Origin of the sequence: Streptomyces sp. NPDC001507 (assembly GCF_042894765.1) — a bacterium.
GTDB lineage: Bacteria > Actinomycetota > Actinomycetes > Streptomycetales > Streptomycetaceae > Streptomyces.
On sequence record NZ_JBIAVV010000001.1, the window covers coordinates 467,871 to 487,276 of the forward strand.

Consider the following 19,406-nt stretch of genomic DNA (forward strand, 5'->3'; position numbering starts at 1 on the left):
GCGGGAGACCCGGTCACGGTGCGGCGGGTCGGAGCCGCCGCCGAACGGGCGGCGGCGGTTCGTCATCCGGTGGCCGGCCGTGCTTCGGCCGCCTCCCAGCGGGCGGTGCCGCCACGGGGCACGTACCGGGTCAGCGGCTGGGTGCGGGTGAGCAGCCGCCGCATGTCGGCCAGGTCGCCCACGACACCGTGCGCGCGGGCCTGGACCAGCACGTTCCCGAGCGCGGCTGCCTCCGCGGGCCCCGCCACCACCGGCAGCCCGCAGGCGTCGGCGGTGAGCTGGCAGAGCAGCGCGTTGCGGGTGCCGCCGCCCACCACGTACACGGTGTCCACCGGATGGCCGGCGAGCCGCTGCGCATCCGTGACCGCCCGCCGGTGGGCCAGCGCCAGCGAGTCGAGGATGCACCGGGTGATCTCACCGGGCGTCCGCGGCACCGGCTGCCCGGAGGCCCGGCAGGCCTCGGCGATCCGCTCCGGCATCCGCCCGGGTGCCAGGAACGCGGCATCCCCCGCGTCCACCACCGACCGCAGCGCCGGCACCCCGGCCGCCTCCCGCAGCAACCCGCCCAGCTCCGGGTCGCCCCAGGCCCGTACGCACTCCTGGAGCAGCCACAGCCCCATGATGTTGCGCAGATAGCGGACCGTGCCGTCGAGCCCGAGCTCGTTGGTGAAGTTGGCGGCCCGGCTCTCCTCGGTCAGCACGGGAGCCGTCAGCTCCAGTCCGGCCAGCGACCAGGTGCCGGTGCAGATGTAGGCGAACCGTTCGCCGAGCGCCGGTACGGCGGCGACCGCCGACGCCGTGTCGTGCGAGCCGACGGCGGTCACCGGCACCGGCCCGGTCAGCCCCGTCTCCTCCAGCACCTCGGGCCGCAGCACCCCGGCGGGATCCCCGGGCCGCCGCAGCGGCGCGAACAGCCCGAGGTCGACCCCCAGCCGGTCCGCGATCTCGTACGACCACTCGCGTGTCCGGGGGTCGATCAGCTGGGTGGTGGAGGCGTTGGTCAGCTCGGTGCCCTGCTCGCCGGTCAGCCAGTACGACAGCAGGTCCGGGACGAGCAACAGCCGCTCGGCATGCGCGAACTGGGCACTCGACCGCGCCGCCACCAGCTGGTAGAGGGTGTTGAAGGGCGCGTACTGGAGCCCGGTGCGGGCGTACAGCTCCGCCGCCGGCACCCTCGCCCACACGTGCTCGGCGATCCCCTCGGTCCGCGCGTCGCGGTAGTGCACCGGGTTGCCGAGCAGGGCCCCGTCGGCGTCCAGCAGACCGTAGTCCACGGCCCAGCTGTCGACGCCGACGGAATCCACCTGCCCTGCGGCCCGCAGACCGTCCAACACTCCGGCGTACAGGCCGAGTACGTCCCAGCGCAGCCCCTCCGGCACCCGCACCGGCCGGTTCGCGAACCGGTGCGCCTCGGCCAGCTCCAGCGAGTCCGGGCCCACCCGCCCGACCATGACCCGCCCGCTGGACGCGCCCAGGTCGACCGCCGCGTACGCCTTCGGCGAGCTCATCGCAGGAACGCGGCCGCCACACCCGCGTCGACGGGCACGTGCAGCCCGGTGGTGTGGGTGAGTTCGCCACCCGTCAGCGCGAACACCGCGTTCGCCACGTGCTCGGGCAGCACCTCACGCTTGAGGATGGTCCGTTGCGCGTAGAACTCGCCGAGCTTGGACTCCTCCACCCCGTACACGGCGGCCCGCTGTGCCCCCCACCCCCCGGCGAAGATCCCCGACCCGCGCACCACACCGTCGGGGTTGACCCCGTTCACCCGGATCCCGTGCTCACCCAACTCGGCGGCAAGCAACCGCACCTGGTGCGCCTGGTCCGCCTTCGCCGCCGAGTAGGCGATGTTGTTCGGCCCGGCGAACACGGCGTTCTTCGACGCGACGTAGACGATGTCACCGCCGATCCCCTGCGCGGTCATCACCCGCGCCGCCTCCCGCGACACCAGGAAGGAACCGCGGGCCATGATGTCGTGCTGGAGGTCCCAGTCCTTCGCCGAAGTCTCCAGCAGCGGCTTGGAGATGGAGATCCCGGCGTTGTTGACGACGAGGTCGACTCCGCCGAAGGCCAGTACGGCGGCCCGGAAGGCGGCGACGATCTGCTCCTCGTCCGTCACGTCGACGGTCACCGCGACGGCCCTGTCGGCCCCGCCGAGTTCCTCCGCCACCGTCGTCGCGCCCTCTGCGTCGAGATCGGCGACGACGACACAGGCCCCCTCGGCCGCGAGCCGGTGCGCGATCGCCTTCCCGATCCCGCTCCCGGCCCCCGTCACGAGCGCCACCCGGGTCGCGAGCGCCTTCGGCCTCGGCATCCGCCGGAGCTTGGCCTCCTCCAGCGCCCAGTACTCGATCCGGAACTTCTCCGACTCCTCGATCGGCGCATACGCCGACACGGCTTCGGCGCCGCGCATCACGTTGACGGCGTTGACGTAGAACTCGCCCGCGACCCGTGCGGTCTGCTTGTCCTTGCCGAAGCTGAACATGCCGACGCCGGGCACCAGCACGATCGCGGGGTCGGCGCCGCGCATGGCGGGGGAGTCCGCTTCGGCGTGGCGCTGGTAGTAGGCGGCGTACTCCTCGCGGTACTCGGTGTGCAGCTCGCGCAGCCGTGCCACGGCTTCCTCCACCGGTGCGGTAGCCGGAAGGTCAAGCACGAGGGGCCGTACCTTCGTCCGCAGGAAGTGATCCGGACACGAGGTCCCGAGTGCCGCAAGCCGCGGATGCTCGGCCCGGGCGAGGAAGTCGAGGACGACCTCGGAGTCGGTGAAGTGCCCGACCTGCGCCCGGTCCTGGGAGGCGAGCGCCCTGATGTACGGTGCGAGGGCCGCGGCCCGCTCCCGCCGCTCGGCCTCCGGCAGCGCGCCGTACCCCTCGACGACGGGCCCGAAGGGTTCCGCCTTCCCGCGCTCCGCCAGGAACTTCTCGGCGGTGCGGATGATGTGCAGCGAGTTGCGCTCGCACTCCTCGGAACTGTCGCCCCAGGCGGTGATGCCGTGCCCGCCGAGGACGCATCCGATCGCCCGCGGGTCGGCGGCCTTGACCGCGGCGATGTCCAGCCCCAGCTGGAACCCCGGCCGCCGCCACGGCACCCACACCACGCTGTCCCCGAAACACTCGGCGGTCAGCTTCTCCCCGTCCGCCGCACAGGCGAGCGCGATCCCGGAGTCCGGGTGCAGATGGTCCACGTGCGGCGCGTCGACGAGCCCGTGCATGGCGGTGTCGATCGAGGGCGCGGCCCCGCCCTTGCCGTGCAGGCAGTAGTCGAAGGCGGCGACCATCTCGTCCTCGCGGTCGACCCCCGGGTACACCCCGGCGAGCGCCCGCAGCCGGTCCAGCCGCAACACGGCGAGCCCGCCCTCGGTGAGCGTCCCGAGATCCCCACCGGACCCCTTCACCCACATCAGCTCGACATCACCTCCGGTGACGGGATCGGGGGCGGTGCCCTTGGCGGACGTGTTGCCGCCGGCGTAGTTCGTGTTGCGGGGGTCGGCGCCGAGGCGATGCGAACGGGAGAGGAGGGCGGCGGCTTCGGGATGGGTGGACATCAGGTTCCTTACTGGTCGAAAGAGGGTCACTGCATTCCCTGGGGGCGCTGGGGGTACCCCCGGCCGAAGGCTGGGGGAGGAACTGCGCGACCAGCCACACCCGGCCCGCACCCCGCGACGAAACAGATCCCGGCAGACGCTTACGCCCCCCACCCCGCCTGCTGCCCACCAACTCGCTCGGCGACGACCTTCTCGGCCCACCCGGACCGCCGGTATGCGGCAAGCGGATCGGCATCCAACCCCATCTCCTCCCGCACCTCCCGCAGCAACGGCCGCACATCCGTGTCGTACGCGTCCATCAGCACCGCATTCGCGGCCAGCACATCCCCGGCGGCCTGCGCATCGGCCAACGCCTCCCGGTCCACCAGCAACGCCTTCGCCGTCGCCTCCTGCACGTTCATCACCGACCGGATGATCGCCGGGATCTTCGCCTCGATGTTGTGGCACTGGTCGAGCATGAAGGCGACGTCGGCGGTGAACCCACCGCCCCGCACCACCTCGTACATGATCCGGAAGAGCTGGAACGGGTCCGCGGCCCCCACCATGAGGTCGTCGTCCGCGTAGAACCGCGAGTTGAAGTCGAAGCCGCCGAGCTTCCCCTCCCGCAGCAGCGTGGCGACGATGAACTCGATGTTGGTGCCCGGAGCGTGGTGGCCGGTGTCGACCACGACCTGCGCCTTCGGCCCCAGTTTCAGGCAGTGCGCGTAGGCCGTCCCCCAGTCCGGTACGTCGGTCGTGTAGAAGGACGGCTCGAAGAGCTTGTACTCCAGCAGCATCCGCTGCCCCTCGCCCAGCCGCGCGTACACCTCGGCCAGCCCCTCGGCCAGCCGGTCCTGCCGGGCCCGGATGTCGTCCTGACCGGGGTAGTTGGTGCCGTCGGCGAACCACAGCTTGAGGTCCTTCGACCCCGTCGCGTCCATGATGTCGACGCACTCCAGCAGATGGCCGACGGCCTTGCGGCGCACCGCCGCGTCCGGGTGGCAGATGCTGCCCAGCCTGTAGTCGTCGTCCTGGAAGGTGTTGGAGTTGATCGCCCCCAGCCGCAGGCCCCGCTCCTCGGCGTGCTTGGCCAGGCCGGCGTATCCGTCGGGCTCGTCCACCTTGTCCCACGGGATGTGCAACGCGACCGTCGGCGCGACCCCGGTCGCGGTGTGGACCTGCGCGGCGTCGTCCAGCTTCTCCTTCGGCGAGCGTGGCACGCCCTGCTGGGCGAACACCTTGAAGCGGGTCCCCGAGTTTCCGTACGCCCACGACGGCGTTTCGACTGCCTGGGTCTTCAGCGCGGCCTTCACCGCGGCGAGGTCGGTCACTTCGGGGCTCCTGGGGGATCGGAACAACTGAGTGGTGAAACGATTCAGGACCGCAAAGTATGAGCCTCTCGCAGGGGTGTCAAGCACTACGACCAACCCTGTCCCCCGTGACTCCGCCGTGAACTTCGGCTATCGAAATTTTTTCGACACGGACCCATTGACGTGACATGCCCGTGGTGCCTACGGTCCCGGCAATCCAGTTGAAACCTTTCACGACGCCGTGAGGTCCGGTGCCCCACCGCCTCGCCGGTGTCGTCGAGGAGTCCCCATGACCCACCCGTCCGACACGGGACCGGCCCCGGTGCTGGCGCTGAAGGACGTCTCCAAGTCCTTCGGTGCCGTGCGCGCCCTGCGGGACGTCTCCCTGGAGCTGTTCCCCGGCGAGGTGCACGCCCTCGCCGGGGAGAACGGCGCGGGCAAGTCGACGCTGATCAAGACGCTCGCCGGAGTGCACCGGCCGGACGCCGGGCAGGTGCTGCTCGACGGCGGGCCCGTCGTCCTCCACGGCCCCGGCGACGCCCGCGACGCCGGAATCGCCGTGATCTACCAGGAGCCCACGCTCTTCCCCGACCTGTCGATCGCCGAGAACATCTTCATGGGCCGTCAGCCCCGGCGCGCCCTCGGCCGGATCGACCACAAGGCCACCCGCGCGGCCACCGCCGCCCTGATGAAGCGGCTCGGCGTCGCCCTCGACCCCGACCGCCCCGCCCGCGGCCTGTCCATCGCCGACCAGCAGATCGTCGAGATCGCCAAGGCGCTCTCCTTCGAGGCCCGGGTCCTGATCATGGACGAGCCGACGGCGGCGCTCACCGGCAGCGAGGTCGCCCGTCTCTTCGGTGTCGTCCGCACCCTGCGCGACCAGGGCGCCGCCGTGCTGTTCATCTCGCACCGCCTGGAGGAGATCTTCCAGATCTGCCGCCGGGTCACCACCCTCCGGGACGGCGCCCGGATCGCCAGCGAGCTCGTCGACGGCATGACCGAGGACGACCTGGTCCGCCGGATGGTCGGCCGGGAGCTGGACGAGCTGTACCCCAAGCAGGACGTCAGCCCCGGCGAAGTCGCCCTGAGCGTGCGGCGGTTGACCCGCGAGGGCGTCTTCACGGACATCTCCTTCGAGGTGCGGTCCGGTGAGATCGTCGGCCTCGCCGGTCTGGTCGGCGCCGGCCGCACCGAGGTCGCCCGCGCGGTGTTCGGCGTCGACCGCTGGGACGCCGGCGAGGTCGAGGTCCGGGGACGGCGGCTGACCAGCGGCGCACCCTCCGTCGCGATGTCCGCCGGCCTCGCCCTCGTCCCCGAGGACCGGCGCGCCCAGGGTCTGGTGATGGACATGTCCATCGAGCGGAACATAGGCCTGACCGGACTGCGTACGACCGTGAGGGCGGGCCTCGTCGACCGGGGCGCCGAACGCAGCCGCTCCCTGGACTGGGCGGTCCGGCTCCAGGTGAAGTACGCCCGGATCGCCGACGCCGTCTCCACCCTCTCCGGCGGCAACCAGCAGAAGGTCGTCCTCGCCAAATGGCTCGCGACCGGCCCGAAGGTGCTGATCGTCGACGAGCCGACCCGTGGCATCGACGTCGGTACGAAGGCCGAAGTGCACCGGCTCCTGGGCGAGCTGGCCGCCGACGGGGTGGCCGTCCTGATGATCTCCTCCGACCTGCCCGAGATCCTCGGCATGGCCGACCGCGTGCTGGTGATGCACGAGGGACGGATCACCGCCGAGATCCCACGCTCCGAAGCCAGCGAGGAAACCGTGATGGCCGCAGCGACCGGGAGGGCCGCCGCATGACGGTGACCGCCTCCGAGCAGACCCCCGTCGCAAAGACGCCCGAGTCCGCCGGGACCCGGCTCGTCGACCGCGTCTTCAAGATGCGTGAACTCGCCATCCTCGTCGTCTTCCTGGTGATGATCGCCGTCACCCAGGCCGGCAACAGCCAGTTCCTCTCCGCGCAGGGCATCAAGGACCTGCTGCTCAACGCCACCATCCTGGTGCTGGTCGCCACCGGCCAGTCCCTGGTGGTGATCACGAGGAACGTCGACCTGTCGGTCGGTTCCACCCTTGGTGTCACCGCCTTCGCCGTCGGCGACTACCTGCACGGCGGCGGCAACCCGGTCGTCGCGATCCTGCTCGCCGTGCTCCTAGGCATCGGCTGCGGCCTGCTCAACGGCCTGCTGGTGAGCCTCGGCCAGGTGCCCGCGCTCGTCGTCACCCTCGGCACGCTCTACATCATCCGGGGCGTCGACTCCATCTGGGTCGGCTCCCGGCAGATCACGGCCGCCGACCTGCCCGGCTCCTTCGTCGACTTCGGCTCCGGCGGCCTGTCGGCGATCCCCTGGCCGGCCCTGATCGCCCTGGCGGTGCTGGTCGCCACGGCCTACTACCTCAAACACTTCCGCAGCGGACGGGAGTTGTACGCCCTCGGCTCCAACCCCGAGGCCGCCCGGCTGGCCGGCATCCCGGTCCGCAAGCGGATCCTCACCGCGTACACCTTCTGCGGCGCCCTCTCGGGGCTCGCCGGGGCGATGTACCTCGCGCGGTTCGGGAACGTCGACTCCGGCACCGGCACCGGTTACGAACTCACCGTCGTGAGCGCCGTGGTGGTCGGCGGCGTGGTCTTCACCGGCGGCTCCGGGAGCGTGTACGGCGCCGCGCTGGGCGCGCTGCTGCTCACCTCCGTCAACAGCGTGCTGCCGGCCCTCGGGGTCAGCTCCGTGTGGGTGCTCGCCATCAACGGCTGCCTGCTGCTGCTCGCCATCGCCGTCGACCGGATCGTCGCGTTGCGGGTGGCCGCCGCCCTGAAGAAGAGGAGCATCCGCCATGCCTGACTCCCTGACCCGCGCGGTCCGCTGGGACACGGTCGTCGGCGCGCTGCTGATCGTCCTCCTGCTGCTGTCGTTCGGCTTCGTCGACGGCTTCGGGAACTCGCTCAACCTGTCGTTCCTGATCGGCAACACCCTGCCGATCGCGCTGATCGCCCTGCCGATGACCCTGCTGGTGGTGGCCGGTGAGATCGACCTCTCGGTCGCGTCGACCGCCGGGCTCTCGGGCGCCGTCATGGGCAGGCTCTGGAACGAGGGCATGGCGATCGAGACGATCATCCCGCTGTGCCTGCTGCTGGGCGTGGCCTGCGGACTGGTCAACGGGCTGCTGGTGACCCGCCTCGGGCTGCCCTCCCTCGCCGTCACCATCGGCACGCTCGCGGCCTACCGGGGCATCGCCCAGATCGTGCTCGGCTCCGACGCGGTGACCGACTTTCCCACGCAGTACCTGGACTTCGCGGCGGGCCGGCTCGGTGACACGTTCCTGCCGCGAGCCTTCCTGCCCTTCCTGGTGCTGCTCGTCATCGCCGTGGTGGTGCTGCACGCCACCCCGTTCGGGCGGTCGCTGTTCGCGGTGGGGGCGAGCGAGGAGGCGGCGCGGTTCGCGGGCATCCGCGTCAAGCGCCACAAGCTGATCCTGTTCGTCGCGACCGGGTTCATGGCCTCTCTGACGGGGGTCTTCTGGGCGCTGCACTACGCGAGCGCGCGGTACGACAACGCGACCGGCCTCGAACTCTCCGTTGTGGCAGCGGTGTTGCTGGGTGGCATCGACTTCGACGGGGGCAAGGGGACTCTGGGCGGCGCGATTGCCGGGGTGTTTCTCCTCGGGGCGTTGCAGAACGTGATGAGTCTGCTGAATGTCTCCGCGCAGTCTCAGATCGTCGTGACCGGTGTGTTGCTGGTTGTCTCGGTGCTTGGCCCGAGGGTCGCCCGACAGATCGCCCTTGCCAGGCACAGGGGTGCGAAGGCCGTCTGAACACTGCGGGCCGTGTGTGGCTGGTCGCGCTCGCGCGGCGGAGCCGCACATGCAACGCAGTCCCGCGCCCCCGAACGGGGGCGTTCCCAGAGCCGTTACTCAAAAAAGGAACCGTCATGCGTAAGTCGTCCCTCCGGCGTGCCTGCGTGGCCCTCGCCGCCGTGTCCTCCCTCGCCCTCGCAGCCACCGCCTGCGGTGGCACCACCAAGAACAACTCCGGCAGTGACGAGACGTCGGCCGCCACCTCCACCGCCAAGGCCGATCCGAACGCGGCGCTGAAGAAGGGGCTCACTGTCGGGTTCCTGCCCAAGCAGGTCAACAACCCGTACTTCACCTCCGCCGACAAGGGCGGCGAGAAGGCGCTCACCGAACTGGGCAGCAAGTACAAGGAGGTCGGGCCGTCCAGCGCGACCGACACCTCCGGGCAGGTCAGCTACGTCAACACGCTCACCCAGCAGCAGGTCGATGCCATGGCCGTGTCCGCGCAGGATCCCGGCGCCCTGTGCACCGCGCTCAAGCAGGCCATGAGCAGCGGCATCAAGGTCGTCACCTACGACTCCGACACCAACGCCGGCTGCCGCAACGCCTTCGTCTCGCAGGCCGGCGCCGAGGACCTCGGCCGTACCGAGGTGCAGCTGCTCGCCGAACAGATCGGGTACAAGGGCGAGATCGCGATCCTGAGCGCCGCGCAGACCGCGACCAACCAGAACACCTGGATCGGGTACATGAAGGAGGAGCTGAAGGACCCGAAGTACAAGAACGTCAAGCTGGTCAAGATCGCCTACGGCAACGACGACGCCCAGCAGTCCTTCCAGCAGACCCAGGGCCTGCTCCAGCAGTACCCGGACCTCAAGGGGATCATCTCCCCGACCACCGTCGGCATCAAGGCGGCCGCCCAGTACCTCTCCGGCTCCAAGTACAAGGGCAAGGTGAAGCTGACCGGCCTCGGCACGCCCAACGACATGCGGCAGTACGTCAAGAACGGCACTGTCGAGGGCTTCGAGCTGTGGGACCCGGCCAAGCTCGGCGACCTCGCCGCCCGCACCGCCGTCGCGCTCGTCTCCGGGCAGATCACCGGCAAGGAGGGCGAGACCTTCAGGGCCGGCGACACCACGTACACCATCGGCAAGGACGGGGTGATCAGCCTCGGCAAGCCGACCGTGTTCGACGCGAAGAACATCGACCAGTTCAACTTCTAGGTCGTCAGGGAGCGTTGATGCAGCGGGTCTGTTTCCTCCTCAAGGTCCGGCAGGACCGCCTCGCCGAGTACCGCGAGCGGCACGCCGCCGTGTGGCCGGAGATGCGCGCAGCGCTCTCCGCCACCGGCTGGCACAACTACTCGCTCTTCCTGCGTGACGACGGCCTGCTGGTCGGCTACCTGGAGACGGAGGACTTCGAGGCCGCTCGCGCCGGCATGGAGGCCACCGAGGTCAACGCCCGCTGGCAGGCCGCGATGGCACCCTTCTTCGAAGCCCTCGACGGCGCCCGTCCCGACGAGGCGATGAAACCGCTCACCGAAGTGTTCCACCTCGCCTGAACCACGACAGGAGCCGCTCGTGAAGAGACGTACCGTGCTCGGTGCCGCGTTCGCCGGCGCCTTGGCCACCCCCGCGGGCACCGCCCGTGCGGCCGGCCCCGGACCGTCGGTGAGCAAGCAGCAGACCACCCGACTCGACGCCCAGGCGATCTACTTCGTCTCCTACGACGGCCTGGTCAACAACAACTCGTTCCAGAAGAACGGCCTGTTCACGTACCAGGGCCACCAGTACGCCGCCTGGTACACCTCCACCGGCGCCGCGGTGATCGGGCGCCGGGTTCTCGGCGGCTCGTCCTGGTCGGCCGTGACCCTCGCCCACCGGCTGAAGTCCAGCGACTCGCACAACGTCATCTCCATGGGAGTCTCGAGGATCGACGGCCGGCTCCACATCACCATGGACTCGCACAGCGACGGCTTCTTCTACGTGAAGTCGGTGGCCGGGCTGCTGGACGACCCCGGGACCACGCCCTGGACCCCGGCCGTCCTCGGCGCCGTACAGACCTCGCTGGACGGGCTGCCGCTCACCTCGCAGTTCACGTATCCGCAGTTCGTGCAGACCCCCGAGGGCGGGCTCCAGCTCAGCTACCGGGTGGGGGTCTCCGGGAACGGCCGTAACGCCCTTGCGGAGTACGACGGTTCGGGCTGGACCGCGCTGGGGGAGTGGAGCAGCTCCACCGGGACGTACACGAGCGCGCACGGGTCGTCGACCGCCCGCAACATGTACCTGCACGGCATCGACTACGACGCCGGCGGGCGGCTGCACGCCTTCTTCACCTGGCGTGAGCAGTCGGCGTCCGTCATGTGCAGCAGCGGTGGCATCACCAACCACGACACCGGCTACGTCCACTCCACCGACCGCGGCCGCACCTGGCGCAACGACGCGGGCGCCCTGGTCGCCACCACCGGCAGCTCGGACACCGTCGCCGTCACCGACTCCGGGCTGGTCGTCGACTCCCTCGACCCGGACCACTCCCTGATGAACCAGGAGAGCCAGTGGACCGACTCCGCCGGCCTGCCGCACGCCATCATCAGCTACGTCCCCGGCCGCTTCGGCCAGTGCACCACGGACTACGTCGCCGACCGCACCGCGAACGGCCGCGCCTTCCACCTCCGCAAGAACTCCGCCGGCACCTGGCAGAAGACCGAGATCCCGGTCGCCCTCAACTCCAGCCAGCGCACCAAGCTGGTCCTGGACACGTACGACAACGCCTACGCCGTCCTCCCCTACGGCCGGATCGCCGGCGCGTCCAAGGCCTCCGGTTACTCCGACTGGGCGCTGCTCCACGACGGCAGCGGCCTGAACGCCTTCGGCGAGGTCGTCGTCGACGAGCTGCGGGCCAAGGCCGACAACGTGCTGTCGTTCATGTACCAGGAGACGTCGAGCGGTACGACACCCTCCGCGCTCCACGTCGTCGACTTCGCCCTGCCCGCCTGACCCGGACCGGTGTGCGAGTCATGTCGTAATGTGAAGCCCTTCCGGATGTGCCCTTCCGTGCCGTGAAGGCGCCGTCCAAGTTTCCTGGAGGTCTCGACCGATGGCCCAGTCGGTGGGTATCAAGGACGTCGCCCGCGCCGCCGGCGTCTCGGTGGGCACGGTCTCGAACGTCATCAACCGCCCGGACACCGTCGCCGACGAGACCAGGGCACGGGTGCAGTCGGCGATCGACCGGCTCGGCTACGTCCGCAGCGAGTCCGCGCGCCAGCTGCGCGCGGGCCGCAGCCGGATCATGGGCCTGCTCGTCCTCGACATGGGCAACCCCTTCTTCGTGGACGTGGCCCGCGGCGCCGAGCGGGCCGCCCGGGACGCCGGGCTCGGGGTGATGGTCTGCAACAGCGCGCAGAACGCCGGCGAGGAGGCCGAGTACCTCTCGCTCTTCGCCGAGCAGCGGGTGCGCGGCGTCCTGCTCACCCCGGCGGACGCCACCGGCCGCAACATCGAGACCTTCCGCCGGCACGGCATCCCCTTCGTGCTCGTCGACCGGGTCGCCGAGGGCGTCACCGAGTGCTCGGTCAGCGTCGACGACGTGGCGGGCGGCGCGCTGGCCGTGCGCCATCTCGTCGACGCCGGGCACCGCTCGATCGCGTACGTCAGCGGGCCGCCCGGCCTCAACCAGGTCCGCGACCGCCGCACCGGCGCCCTGAACGCCCTCGCCGAGGCCGGGCTCGGCGAGGGCGCGCTGCGCGAGCTGCCGACCGAGCGGCTCGACGTGGCCGCCGGGCGCGACGCGGGCGCCCGCCTGCTCGGCCTCGCCGACCGGCCCACCGCCGTCTTCTGTGCCAACGACCTCCTCGCCCTCGGCCTCCTCCAGGCCATGTACGCGGCCGGGGTGGTCGTCCCGGACGACCTCGCGATCGTCGGCTACGACGACATCGAGTTCGCCGCCGCGGCCGCCGTACCGCTGACCTCCGTCCGCCAGCCCGCCGTCACCATGGGGGCGATGGCCGCGGAGCTTCTCCTGGAGGAGACCGAGGAACGCGAGGGACAGGCGGCGCACGAGCACCGCCGGGTGGTGCTCCAGCCGGAACTGGTGGTGCGGCGCTCCAGCCTCGCCGCCCGCTGATCCGTTATTCAGTAACGATTTCATGATCCGGGGGGCGGTTCCGCCAGGAACGTGTGCTGAACTGGGACGCGACCGTCCGTCCGTCCCGGGAGAAACGTTGAGCCTCAGCTACCGCCAGCCCGGCGTCGTCCTCACCGACCGCCGTTTCACCGTCCCCCTCGACCACGCGGACCCGGACGGTGAGACCGTCGAGCTGTACGCCCGGGAGGTGGTCGCGAGCGGCAAGGCGGACCAGGAGCTGCCCTGGCTGCTGTACCTCCAGGGCGGTCCGGGCTTCGGAGCGAATCGTTTCGTCGGACGGCAGGCCTGGCTCGACCGGGCGCTGGCCGACTACCGTGTCCTGCTCCTCGACCAGCGCGGCACCGGCCGCTCCACCCCGGTCAACCGGCAGACCCTCCCGCTGCGCGGCGGCCCGGCCGCCCAGGCCGACTACCTCGCCCGCTTCCGCGCCGACTCGATCGTCCGGGACTGCGAGGCGATCCGCCCGCAGGTCACCGGCGGCGCCCCCTGGACGACCCTCGGCCAGAGCTTCGGCGGCTTCTGCACGGTCACCTATCTGTCGTTCTTCCCGGAGGGACTCCAGACCTCCCTGATCACCGGCGGCCTGCCCGCCCTGGACGCGCACGCCGACGACGTCTACCGCGCCGCCTACCCGCGCATCGAGCGCAAGGTCGCCGCGCACTACGACCGCTACCCGCAGGACGTCGAGCGGGCCCGCCGGATCGCCGAGCACCTCCTGGAGTGCGAGACCCAGCTGCCGAACGGCTACCGGCTCACCGTCGAGGCCTTCCAGTCCCTCGGCCTGATGCTGGGCATGAGCGACGGCAGCCACCGCCTGCACTTCCTCCTGGAGGACGCCTTCGTCCGCACCCCGTCCGGCCTGGAGCTCTCCGACGCCTTCCAGGAGCAGGTCCAGGGCCTGCTGTCGTACGCGAGCAACCCGCTGTACGCCCTGGTCCACGAGCCGCTCTACGGCCAGGACGCCCGCCCCACCGCCTGGGCGGCCGAGCGGGTGCGCGCCGAGTTCCCGCAGTTCGACGCGGCCAAGGCGCTCGCGGGCGACGCCCCGGTGCTGTTCACCGGGGAGACCGTGCACCCCTGGATGTTCGAGACCGACCCGGCCCTGCGGCCCCTGAAGGCGGCGGCCGACCTGCTCGCCGCCCGCACCGACTGGCAGCCGCTCTACGACCCGGCCCGCCTGGCCGCCAACGAGGTCCCGGTCGCCGCCGCCGTCTACCACGACGACATGTACGTCGACGCCGGGCACTCGCTGGCGACCGCCCGGGCCGTACGGGGCCTGCGCACCTGGGTCACCGACGAGTTCGAGCACGACGGACTGCGCGCCGGCGCCCCCCGGGTCCTGGACCGGCTCCTCGCCCTCGTCCGCGACGAGGTGTGACCGCCGCCGGCAAAACAGGTTGCGGGTGCGGCGGGTCCGCATAGTCTGCGGCCGTGGACGAACGGGGGACACGAACGTCATGAACACGGACACGGAACGGCTGGCCGACCGCTTCCAGGAACACCGCGGCCAGCTGCGCGCGGTGGCCTACCGGATGCTCGGCTCGCTCGCCGAGGCCGACGACGCCGTGCAGGAGGCCTGGCTCAAACTGGGCCGCACCGACGCGGACGAGATCAGGAACCTGGGCGGCTGGCTCACCACGGTGGTCGGCCGGGTCTGCCTCGACATGCTGCGCTCCCGTGCCGCGCGCCGCGAGCAGCCCATCGACGAGACGTTCGTCCCCGACCCGGTGATCAGGCCGCTGCCGGGCATCGACCCGGAACAGGAGGTGCTGGAGGCGGACTCCGTCGGGCTCGCCCTCCTCATCGTCCTGGAGACGCTGGAGCCCGCCGAGCGGCTGGCGTTCGTCCTGCACGACCTGTTCGCGGTGCCCTTCGACGACATCGCGCCGATCGTGGAACGCAGTTCGGCGGCCACCCGCCAGCTGGCCAGCCGGGCCCGCCGCCGGGTCCAGGGGGCCGCACCCTCGGCCGACCCGGACCTCGGCAGGCAGCGCCGGGTTCTCGACGCCTTCCTTGCAGCCTCCCGGGACGGCGACTTCGAGGCGCTGGTCGCGCTGCTCCACCCGGACGTGGTGCTGCGCGTCGACGCGGGCGCCCTGGTGCGCGGCGCCGCCGCGTCCAAGGTGCTGCGCGGGGCGCGGCCGGTGGCCGAACAGGCGCTCACCTTCAGGCAGTTCGCCGAGGCGGCACACCTCGCCCTGGTCAACGGCACCGTCGGCATGGTCACCGCGCCCGAGGGCCGCCCGCTCTCCGTCATGGCGGTCACCGTCGCCGACGGCCGGATCACCGAGATGTACATCCTCGCCGACCCCGGGCGGCTGGACCGCCTGGACTTCACCGCCGGGAACGACTGACGGCCGTTCAGACGGCGCCGGCCGGGGGCGGTCGGCCGCCCGAGCGCCTCCTGGTCCGAGAGCGGGATGCGTGTGCCGCTCGTCGTATCGCACGTCCTGGACGGTCGACCGGCATGTGGCGGCGGGATGCCACATTCCCTGGCGTCGGGCCCCTCCCATAGGGCAGGACCACCTTGAGAGGGGAAACGCGTGAAACTCGTCGTATTCGGGGCGAACGGGCCGACCGGCCGGCAGGTCACCGCGCAGGCGGTCGCCGAAGGACACACGGTCACCGCCGTCACCCGCCGCCCCGCGGAGTTCCCGCTGAGCGACCCACGACTGCGGGTGGCCGGAGCGGACGTGCTCGACCCGGGCGCCGTGGCACGCGCCGTGGCCGGGCAGGATGCGGTGATCTCGACGCTCGGAGTGCCGTACAGCCGGCAGCCCGTCACCGTGTACTCCGAGGGCATCACCCACATCACCCGGGCCATGACGGAGCACGGCGTCCGTCGCCTCGTCTGCGTGTCCTCCACCGTGCTCTTCGGGGTGCCGGCCCCCGGCGAGACCTACTTCTTCCGCAAGGTGCTCGAACCGCTCATCGCGCGCACCATGGGGCGCACCGTGTACGAGGACATGCGGCGCATGGAGGAGATCGTGCGCGACGGCGATCACCGGTGGACCGTCGTCCGCCCCGCCGGTCTCTTCGACGCGGATACCGTCAGCGACTACCAGGTCGCCACCTCGCGCCTGCCCGGCCGCTTCACCTCGCGCGCGGATCTGGGGAACGCGCTGCTGACGGAGGCGGTCGGTGATCTGCATGTGGGCTCCTTCGTCGACGTCCGCACCACGGAAGGCGTCCCGGGCATCCTCGACGTCATCCGGAACGAGGCGTTCGGAGGCAGCAAGTGAGCCCGGAACCGACCGAGCCCTGCTACCAGGATCAGGGGTGACCATGTCCGCGCCCCGCCGACCGGACGCCGGCAGCCCGCAGGACGGCCCGGCACACGCGCCGACACGCGTCTTCGTCGACCACCGCGAACTGCTGTTCTCCGTCGTCTACAACATGCTCGGCAGTGTCGCCGACACCGAGGACGTGCTCCAGGAGACCTGGCTGTCCTGGTCCGGCAAGAACCGCCGGGCGCCGCTGGCGGAGATCGGCAACCCGCGCGCCTATCTCGTCCGCGTCGCCGTGAACCACGCCCTTGCCCGGCAGACCGCCATCGCCTCGCGCCGTGAGACGTACGTCGGTCCCTGGCTGCCCGAACCACTGGTGACCGACGCCACCACCGGCCTCGCCCCGGACACCGCCGACCACACGGTCCGCGGCGACTCGGTCTCCCTGGCGATGCTGGTGGTCCTGGAGACCCTCACCCCGCTGGAACGCGCCGTGTTCGTCCTCCACGAGGTGTTCGGCTATGCCCACACCGAGATCGCCGGCATGCTCGACCGCAGCCCCGCCGCCGTCCGTCAGGTCGCCCACCGGGCCCGCGCCCACGTGCAGGCCCGTCGCCCCCGCTACCGCGCCCGTCCCCGGGTGCGGCGGGAGGCGACCGAGCGGTTCGTCGCGGCCGCCCTCGGCGGCGATCTCCAGGCGCTCCTGGAGATCCTCGCCCCTGACGTGACGGTGTGGATCGACGGCGGCGGCGCCCGGCAGGCGGCAGGGCTGCGCCCCGTCCAGGGCCGGGAGAAGGCCGCCCGCATGCTCGCCGGTTACGCCTCACGGCGCGCCGGGGACCTGGACGTCCACTACCGCAGCGTCAACGGCGACGACGCGGCGGTGCTGTTCTCGGACGACTCCCCGTACGCCGTGATGGTCATGGATCTCACCCCGGACGGCGACCAGGTCTGCGGCGTCTACGTCGTCACCAACCCGGCCAAGCTCACCCATGTACGACCGGACGCGGACGAGGTCGGCACCGATCAGTAGGCTGGCCGGATGTCAGAACACATATCCGAACCGGCTCGGTTGCGTGGGGACTGTGCCCGCTGTTTCGGGCTGTGCTGTGTCGCCCTGCCGTTCGCCGCGTCGGCGGACTTCGCGGTCGGCAAGCCCGCCGGAAAGCCCTGCGCGAACCTGGGCGGCGACCACCGCTGCGGCATCCACGCCGAACTGCGGCAGCGCGGGTTCGCCGGCTGTACGGTCTACGACTGCCTCGGCGCGGGGCAGAAGGTCTCGCAGGTCACCTTCGGCGGCCGGGACTGGCGGCGCGGGTCCGGGGAGGACGCCCGCCGGATGTTCGAGGCGTTCCCGGTCGTACGCCAACTGCACGAACTGCTCTGGTATCTGACGGAGGCCCTGGGGCTGGCCGCGGCCCGGCCCGTCCACGCCGATCTGCGTGCCGCGCTGCGGAAGACCGAGGAGCTGAGTCTCGGTACGCCCGAGGAGCTGGCCGCCCTGGACGCGGCCGCGCACCGGCAGGAGGTCAACGTGCTGCTGCTGCGGACCAGCGAGCTGGCCCGGGCGGGGGTGCGCGGGAAGAGGAAGGACCGGCGGGGTGCCGATCTGATGGGTGCCCGGCTCCGGGGCGCCGACCTGCGCGGGGCGAGCCTGCGTGGGGCTTACCTCATCGCCGCCGACCTCACCGGGGCCGACCTGCGGGACGCGGACCTGATCGGCGCCGACCTGCGCGACGCCGACCTGCGCGACGCGGACCTCACGGGTGCCTTCTTCCTGACCCAGCCCCAGCTCGACGCGGCCCGGGGCAACGCGCGGACGCGTCTGCCGGACTCAGTCACCCGTCCGGTGCACTGGACAGCCGTCGCCGTGCTCTGACGCGGCCGCGTCCGGCACGGTCACCGGCGCCGGGGCGGGGTCGGGGGTGCGCCGCTCAAGGCGCAGCCGCAGGCCCTCCGGCATCAGCGTCAGCCGTTCGGTCACCCGCAGCCGGTAGTCCGGGTCGGCCCCGAGGCCGTAGCGGCGCAGCAGCAGGCCGAGGACCAGGGTGGCCTCGTGCAGGGCGAACTGGCGGCCGATGCAGGCGCGCGCCCCCGTGCCGAAGGGCTTGAAGGTGTGCGGCGCCCGGCCCCGTGCCGCCTTGGCCTCGAACCGGTCCGGGTCGAAGCTCTCGGCGTCCGGACCCCAGACCTCGGGGTCCCGGTGCAGCATCGGCGTCAGCACCAGCGCCCAGGCACCCCGGCGCATGGGGTGCCGGCCCGCCAGCACGGTGTCCTGGCGGGCCTCGCGGGCGAAGGCGGGGGCGGTGGGCCACAGCCGCAGCGACTCGTCCAACACCCGGCGCACGTACCGGAGTTTCGCCACCTGGTCGTAGCCCGGCGCGGGCGTGTCGCCCCACACGCGGTCCACCTCGGCGGCGGCCCTGGCGGCGATCTCCGGGTGCCGGGCGAGGTAATGCAGGGCGAAGGAGAGCGCGCCCGAGGTGGTCTCGTGGCCGGCCACCAGGAAGGTGATCACCTGCCGTCGTACGTTCTCGGCGGACAGCCGCTCACCGGTTTCCGGATGGGCCGTCTCCAGCATCCGGTCGAGCAGGTCGCCCTCGCCGCGGCCGGTCCGGCGCCGCTCGGTGACGAGGTCGTCGACGGTGCGGTTGAGGTACTCGATGTCGGCCGCGTTGCGCCGGGCGGCCTGCCGCAGCATCAGCGGGGCCAGCGGACCGGGCACGCTGTTCAGGCGCTGCGCATAGGTGAGCGTGCCGATCATCGCGGTCACGAAGGGATGCGGCCGGTCCCGCTCGAACGAGCCGAAGTCGTGCCCGAACCCGGTGCGGGCGATCGTCTCCAGGGTCAGCTTGGTCATGTCACCGGGCACGTCCACCCAGCGGCCGGCCGCCAGCTCCCGGTCCCAGTGGCCGGTCAGCCGTCCGGCCACCGCCACCATCATCGCGTGGTAGCCCTCCATGGCCTCCCGGCTGAACCCGGGGGCCAGCACGTCGTGCGCCAGCTGCCAGTTCGGCTCGTGGTTGTACGCCGTGAACAGGCCGTCCCCGGCGACCGGACGGAGATTGGCCACCCCGAGCCCCACGTGCTTGGCGAACCGCGACTCGTCGGCCATGTCGGCGGCCAGCTCGGCGCCCCACACGAACACGAACTCGTTGCCGAACGCCCTGCGCCGGAAGATCGGGCCCAGCTGTCCGCCGATCCGCATGGAGTCCTGCAGCGGGGTGCGCCGGTCGACGCCCAGGACGTCGCCGAGGAGCGGCAGCCGGCGCGGCGGGTGCGGGATGCGGTGCAGCTCGGGCCAGCCCTGCTCGGCGCCCCGGAACCCCTTCGGCAGGGGGCCGTCCGTCCCCGTCCCCGGCTGCGTGGCCGTCTCCGCCATGACGCGATCTCCCTCGATGCTGCGGCAGGTT

General features: G+C 71.6%; 16 protein-coding genes. 12 read left to right on the forward strand and 4 right to left on the reverse strand.

The genetic code is table 11. The annotated features are described in order from the left end of the window. Positions 1–62 precede the first annotated feature (62 nt). The 3 genes from ACFY0K_RS02215 to rhaI form a co-directional block, all read right to left on the reverse strand. Positions 63–1,508: a rhamnulokinase family protein gene (locus ACFY0K_RS02215; protein ID WP_390638184.1), complete on the reverse strand. Its 1,446-nt coding sequence runs from the start codon at positions 1,506–1,508 to the stop codon at positions 63–65. Next, a complete protein-coding gene (locus tag ACFY0K_RS02220) occupies positions 1,505–3,544 on the reverse strand; it encodes a bifunctional aldolase/short-chain dehydrogenase (RefSeq protein ID WP_390638185.1) in 2,040 nt (679 codons plus the stop codon). The genes ACFY0K_RS02215 and ACFY0K_RS02220 overlap by 4 nt, the downstream gene beginning before the upstream one ends. A gap of 140 nt (positions 3,545–3,684) precedes the next feature. Beyond that, a complete protein-coding gene (rhaI, locus tag ACFY0K_RS02225) occupies positions 3,685–4,854 on the reverse strand; it encodes an L-rhamnose isomerase (RefSeq protein ID WP_390638186.1) in 1,170 nt (389 codons plus the stop codon). Between the two features lie 268 nt (positions 4,855–5,122). Here rhaI and ACFY0K_RS02230 point away from each other — a divergent pair, with 268 nt between their 5' ends. From ACFY0K_RS02230 to ACFY0K_RS02285, 12 genes are all read left to right on the forward strand, one after another. Then, positions 5,123–6,640 (forward strand): sugar ABC transporter ATP-binding protein, encoded by a 1,518-nt coding sequence (locus ACFY0K_RS02230; RefSeq protein ID WP_390638187.1) that lies wholly within the window; start codon positions 5,123–5,125, stop codon positions 6,638–6,640. Continuing rightward, on the forward strand, positions 6,637–7,677 hold the full coding sequence (locus ACFY0K_RS02235; RefSeq protein WP_390638188.1) for an ABC transporter permease: 1,041 nt from the start codon (positions 6,637–6,639) through the stop codon (positions 7,675–7,677). The genes ACFY0K_RS02230 and ACFY0K_RS02235 overlap by 4 nt, the downstream gene beginning before the upstream one ends. Then, positions 7,670–8,647, forward strand: a complete 978-nt coding sequence (locus ACFY0K_RS02240) for an ABC transporter permease (protein WP_352358555.1) — start codon at positions 7,670–7,672, stop codon at positions 8,645–8,647. The genes ACFY0K_RS02235 and ACFY0K_RS02240 overlap by 8 nt, the downstream gene beginning before the upstream one ends. A gap of 116 nt (positions 8,648–8,763) precedes the next feature. Continuing rightward, entirely contained in the window at positions 8,764–9,846 is a 1,083-nt protein-coding gene (rhaS, locus tag ACFY0K_RS02245) for a rhamnose ABC transporter substrate-binding protein (protein ID WP_390638189.1), read from the forward strand. Positions 9,847–9,863: 17 nt separating this feature from the next. Further along, positions 9,864–10,184: an L-rhamnose mutarotase gene (locus tag ACFY0K_RS02250; protein ID WP_390638190.1), complete on the forward strand. Its 321-nt coding sequence runs from the start codon at positions 9,864–9,866 to the stop codon at positions 10,182–10,184. Positions 10,185–10,203: 19 nt separating this feature from the next. Next, positions 10,204–11,619 carry a BNR repeat-containing protein gene (locus ACFY0K_RS02255; RefSeq protein ID WP_390638191.1) on the forward strand — a complete coding sequence of 472 codons (1,416 nt, stop codon included), beginning with the start codon at positions 10,204–10,206 and terminating at the stop codon, positions 11,617–11,619. A 100-nt stretch (positions 11,620–11,719) separates the two neighbouring features. Continuing rightward, the gene (locus ACFY0K_RS02260) at positions 11,720–12,745 is read left to right on the forward strand and encodes a LacI family DNA-binding transcriptional regulator (protein WP_390638192.1); all 1,026 of its coding nucleotides are present in this window, start codon (positions 11,720–11,722) and stop codon (positions 12,743–12,745) included. A 97-nt stretch (positions 12,746–12,842) separates the two neighbouring features. Next, entirely contained in the window at positions 12,843–14,144 is a 1,302-nt protein-coding gene (locus ACFY0K_RS02265) for an alpha/beta fold hydrolase (RefSeq protein ID WP_390638193.1), read from the forward strand. Positions 14,145–14,223: 79 nt separating this feature from the next. Then, positions 14,224–15,120 carry an RNA polymerase sigma factor SigJ gene (gene sigJ / locus ACFY0K_RS02270; RefSeq protein ID WP_390638194.1) on the forward strand — a complete coding sequence of 299 codons (897 nt, stop codon included), beginning with the start codon at positions 14,224–14,226 and terminating at the stop codon, positions 15,118–15,120. Positions 15,121–15,309: 189 nt separating this feature from the next. Then, the gene (locus tag ACFY0K_RS02275; RefSeq protein WP_390638195.1) at positions 15,310–16,008 is read left to right on the forward strand and encodes an NAD(P)-dependent oxidoreductase; all 699 of its coding nucleotides are present in this window, start codon (positions 15,310–15,312) and stop codon (positions 16,006–16,008) included. Between the two features lie 43 nt (positions 16,009–16,051). Beyond that, the gene (sigJ, locus tag ACFY0K_RS02280; protein ID WP_390638196.1) at positions 16,052–17,026 is read left to right on the forward strand and encodes an RNA polymerase sigma factor SigJ; all 975 of its coding nucleotides are present in this window, start codon (positions 16,052–16,054) and stop codon (positions 17,024–17,026) included. A gap of 9 nt (positions 17,027–17,035) precedes the next feature. Then, positions 17,036–17,872, forward strand: a complete 837-nt coding sequence (locus ACFY0K_RS02285) for a pentapeptide repeat-containing protein (RefSeq protein ID WP_390638197.1) — start codon at positions 17,036–17,038, stop codon at positions 17,870–17,872. Here the strand turns inward: ACFY0K_RS02285 and ACFY0K_RS02290 are convergent. Continuing rightward, positions 17,828–19,375: a cytochrome P450 gene (locus ACFY0K_RS02290; RefSeq protein WP_390638198.1), complete on the reverse strand. Its 1,548-nt coding sequence runs from the start codon at positions 19,373–19,375 to the stop codon at positions 17,828–17,830. The two genes, ACFY0K_RS02285 and ACFY0K_RS02290, sit on opposite strands and share 45 nt — an antisense overlap. Positions 19,376–19,406: the final 31 nt, after the last annotated feature.

Coding starts and splice junctions, on each gene's coding strand:
- ACFY0K_RS02220 (WP_390638185.1), bottom strand. CDS start 3,544: ATGTCCACCCATCCCGAAGCCGCCGCCCTCCTCTCCCGTTCGCATCGC.
- ACFY0K_RS02240 (WP_352358555.1), top strand. CDS start 7,670: ATGCCTGACTCCCTGACCCGCGCGGTCCGCTGGGACACGGTCGTCGGC.
- ACFY0K_RS02230 (WP_390638187.1), top strand. CDS start 5,123: ATGACCCACCCGTCCGACACGGGACCGGCCCCGGTGCTGGCGCTGAAG.
- sigJ (WP_390638196.1), top strand. CDS start 16,052: ATGTCCGCGCCCCGCCGACCGGACGCCGGCAGCCCGCAGGACGGCCCG.
- ACFY0K_RS02260 (WP_390638192.1), top strand. CDS start 11,720: ATGGCCCAGTCGGTGGGTATCAAGGACGTCGCCCGCGCCGCCGGCGTC.
- rhaS (WP_390638189.1), top strand. CDS start 8,764: ATGCGTAAGTCGTCCCTCCGGCGTGCCTGCGTGGCCCTCGCCGCCGTG.
- ACFY0K_RS02215 (WP_390638184.1), bottom strand. CDS start 1,508: ATGAGCTCGCCGAAGGCGTACGCGGCGGTCGACCTGGGCGCGTCCAGC.
- ACFY0K_RS02250 (WP_390638190.1), top strand. CDS start 9,864: ATGCAGCGGGTCTGTTTCCTCCTCAAGGTCCGGCAGGACCGCCTCGCC.
- ACFY0K_RS02285 (WP_390638197.1), top strand. CDS start 17,036: ATGTCAGAACACATATCCGAACCGGCTCGGTTGCGTGGGGACTGTGCC.
- sigJ (WP_390638194.1), top strand. CDS start 14,224: ATGAACACGGACACGGAACGGCTGGCCGACCGCTTCCAGGAACACCGC.
- ACFY0K_RS02290 (WP_390638198.1), bottom strand. CDS start 19,375: ATGGCGGAGACGGCCACGCAGCCGGGGACGGGGACGGACGGCCCCCTG.
- ACFY0K_RS02235 (WP_390638188.1), top strand. CDS start 6,637: ATGACGGTGACCGCCTCCGAGCAGACCCCCGTCGCAAAGACGCCCGAG.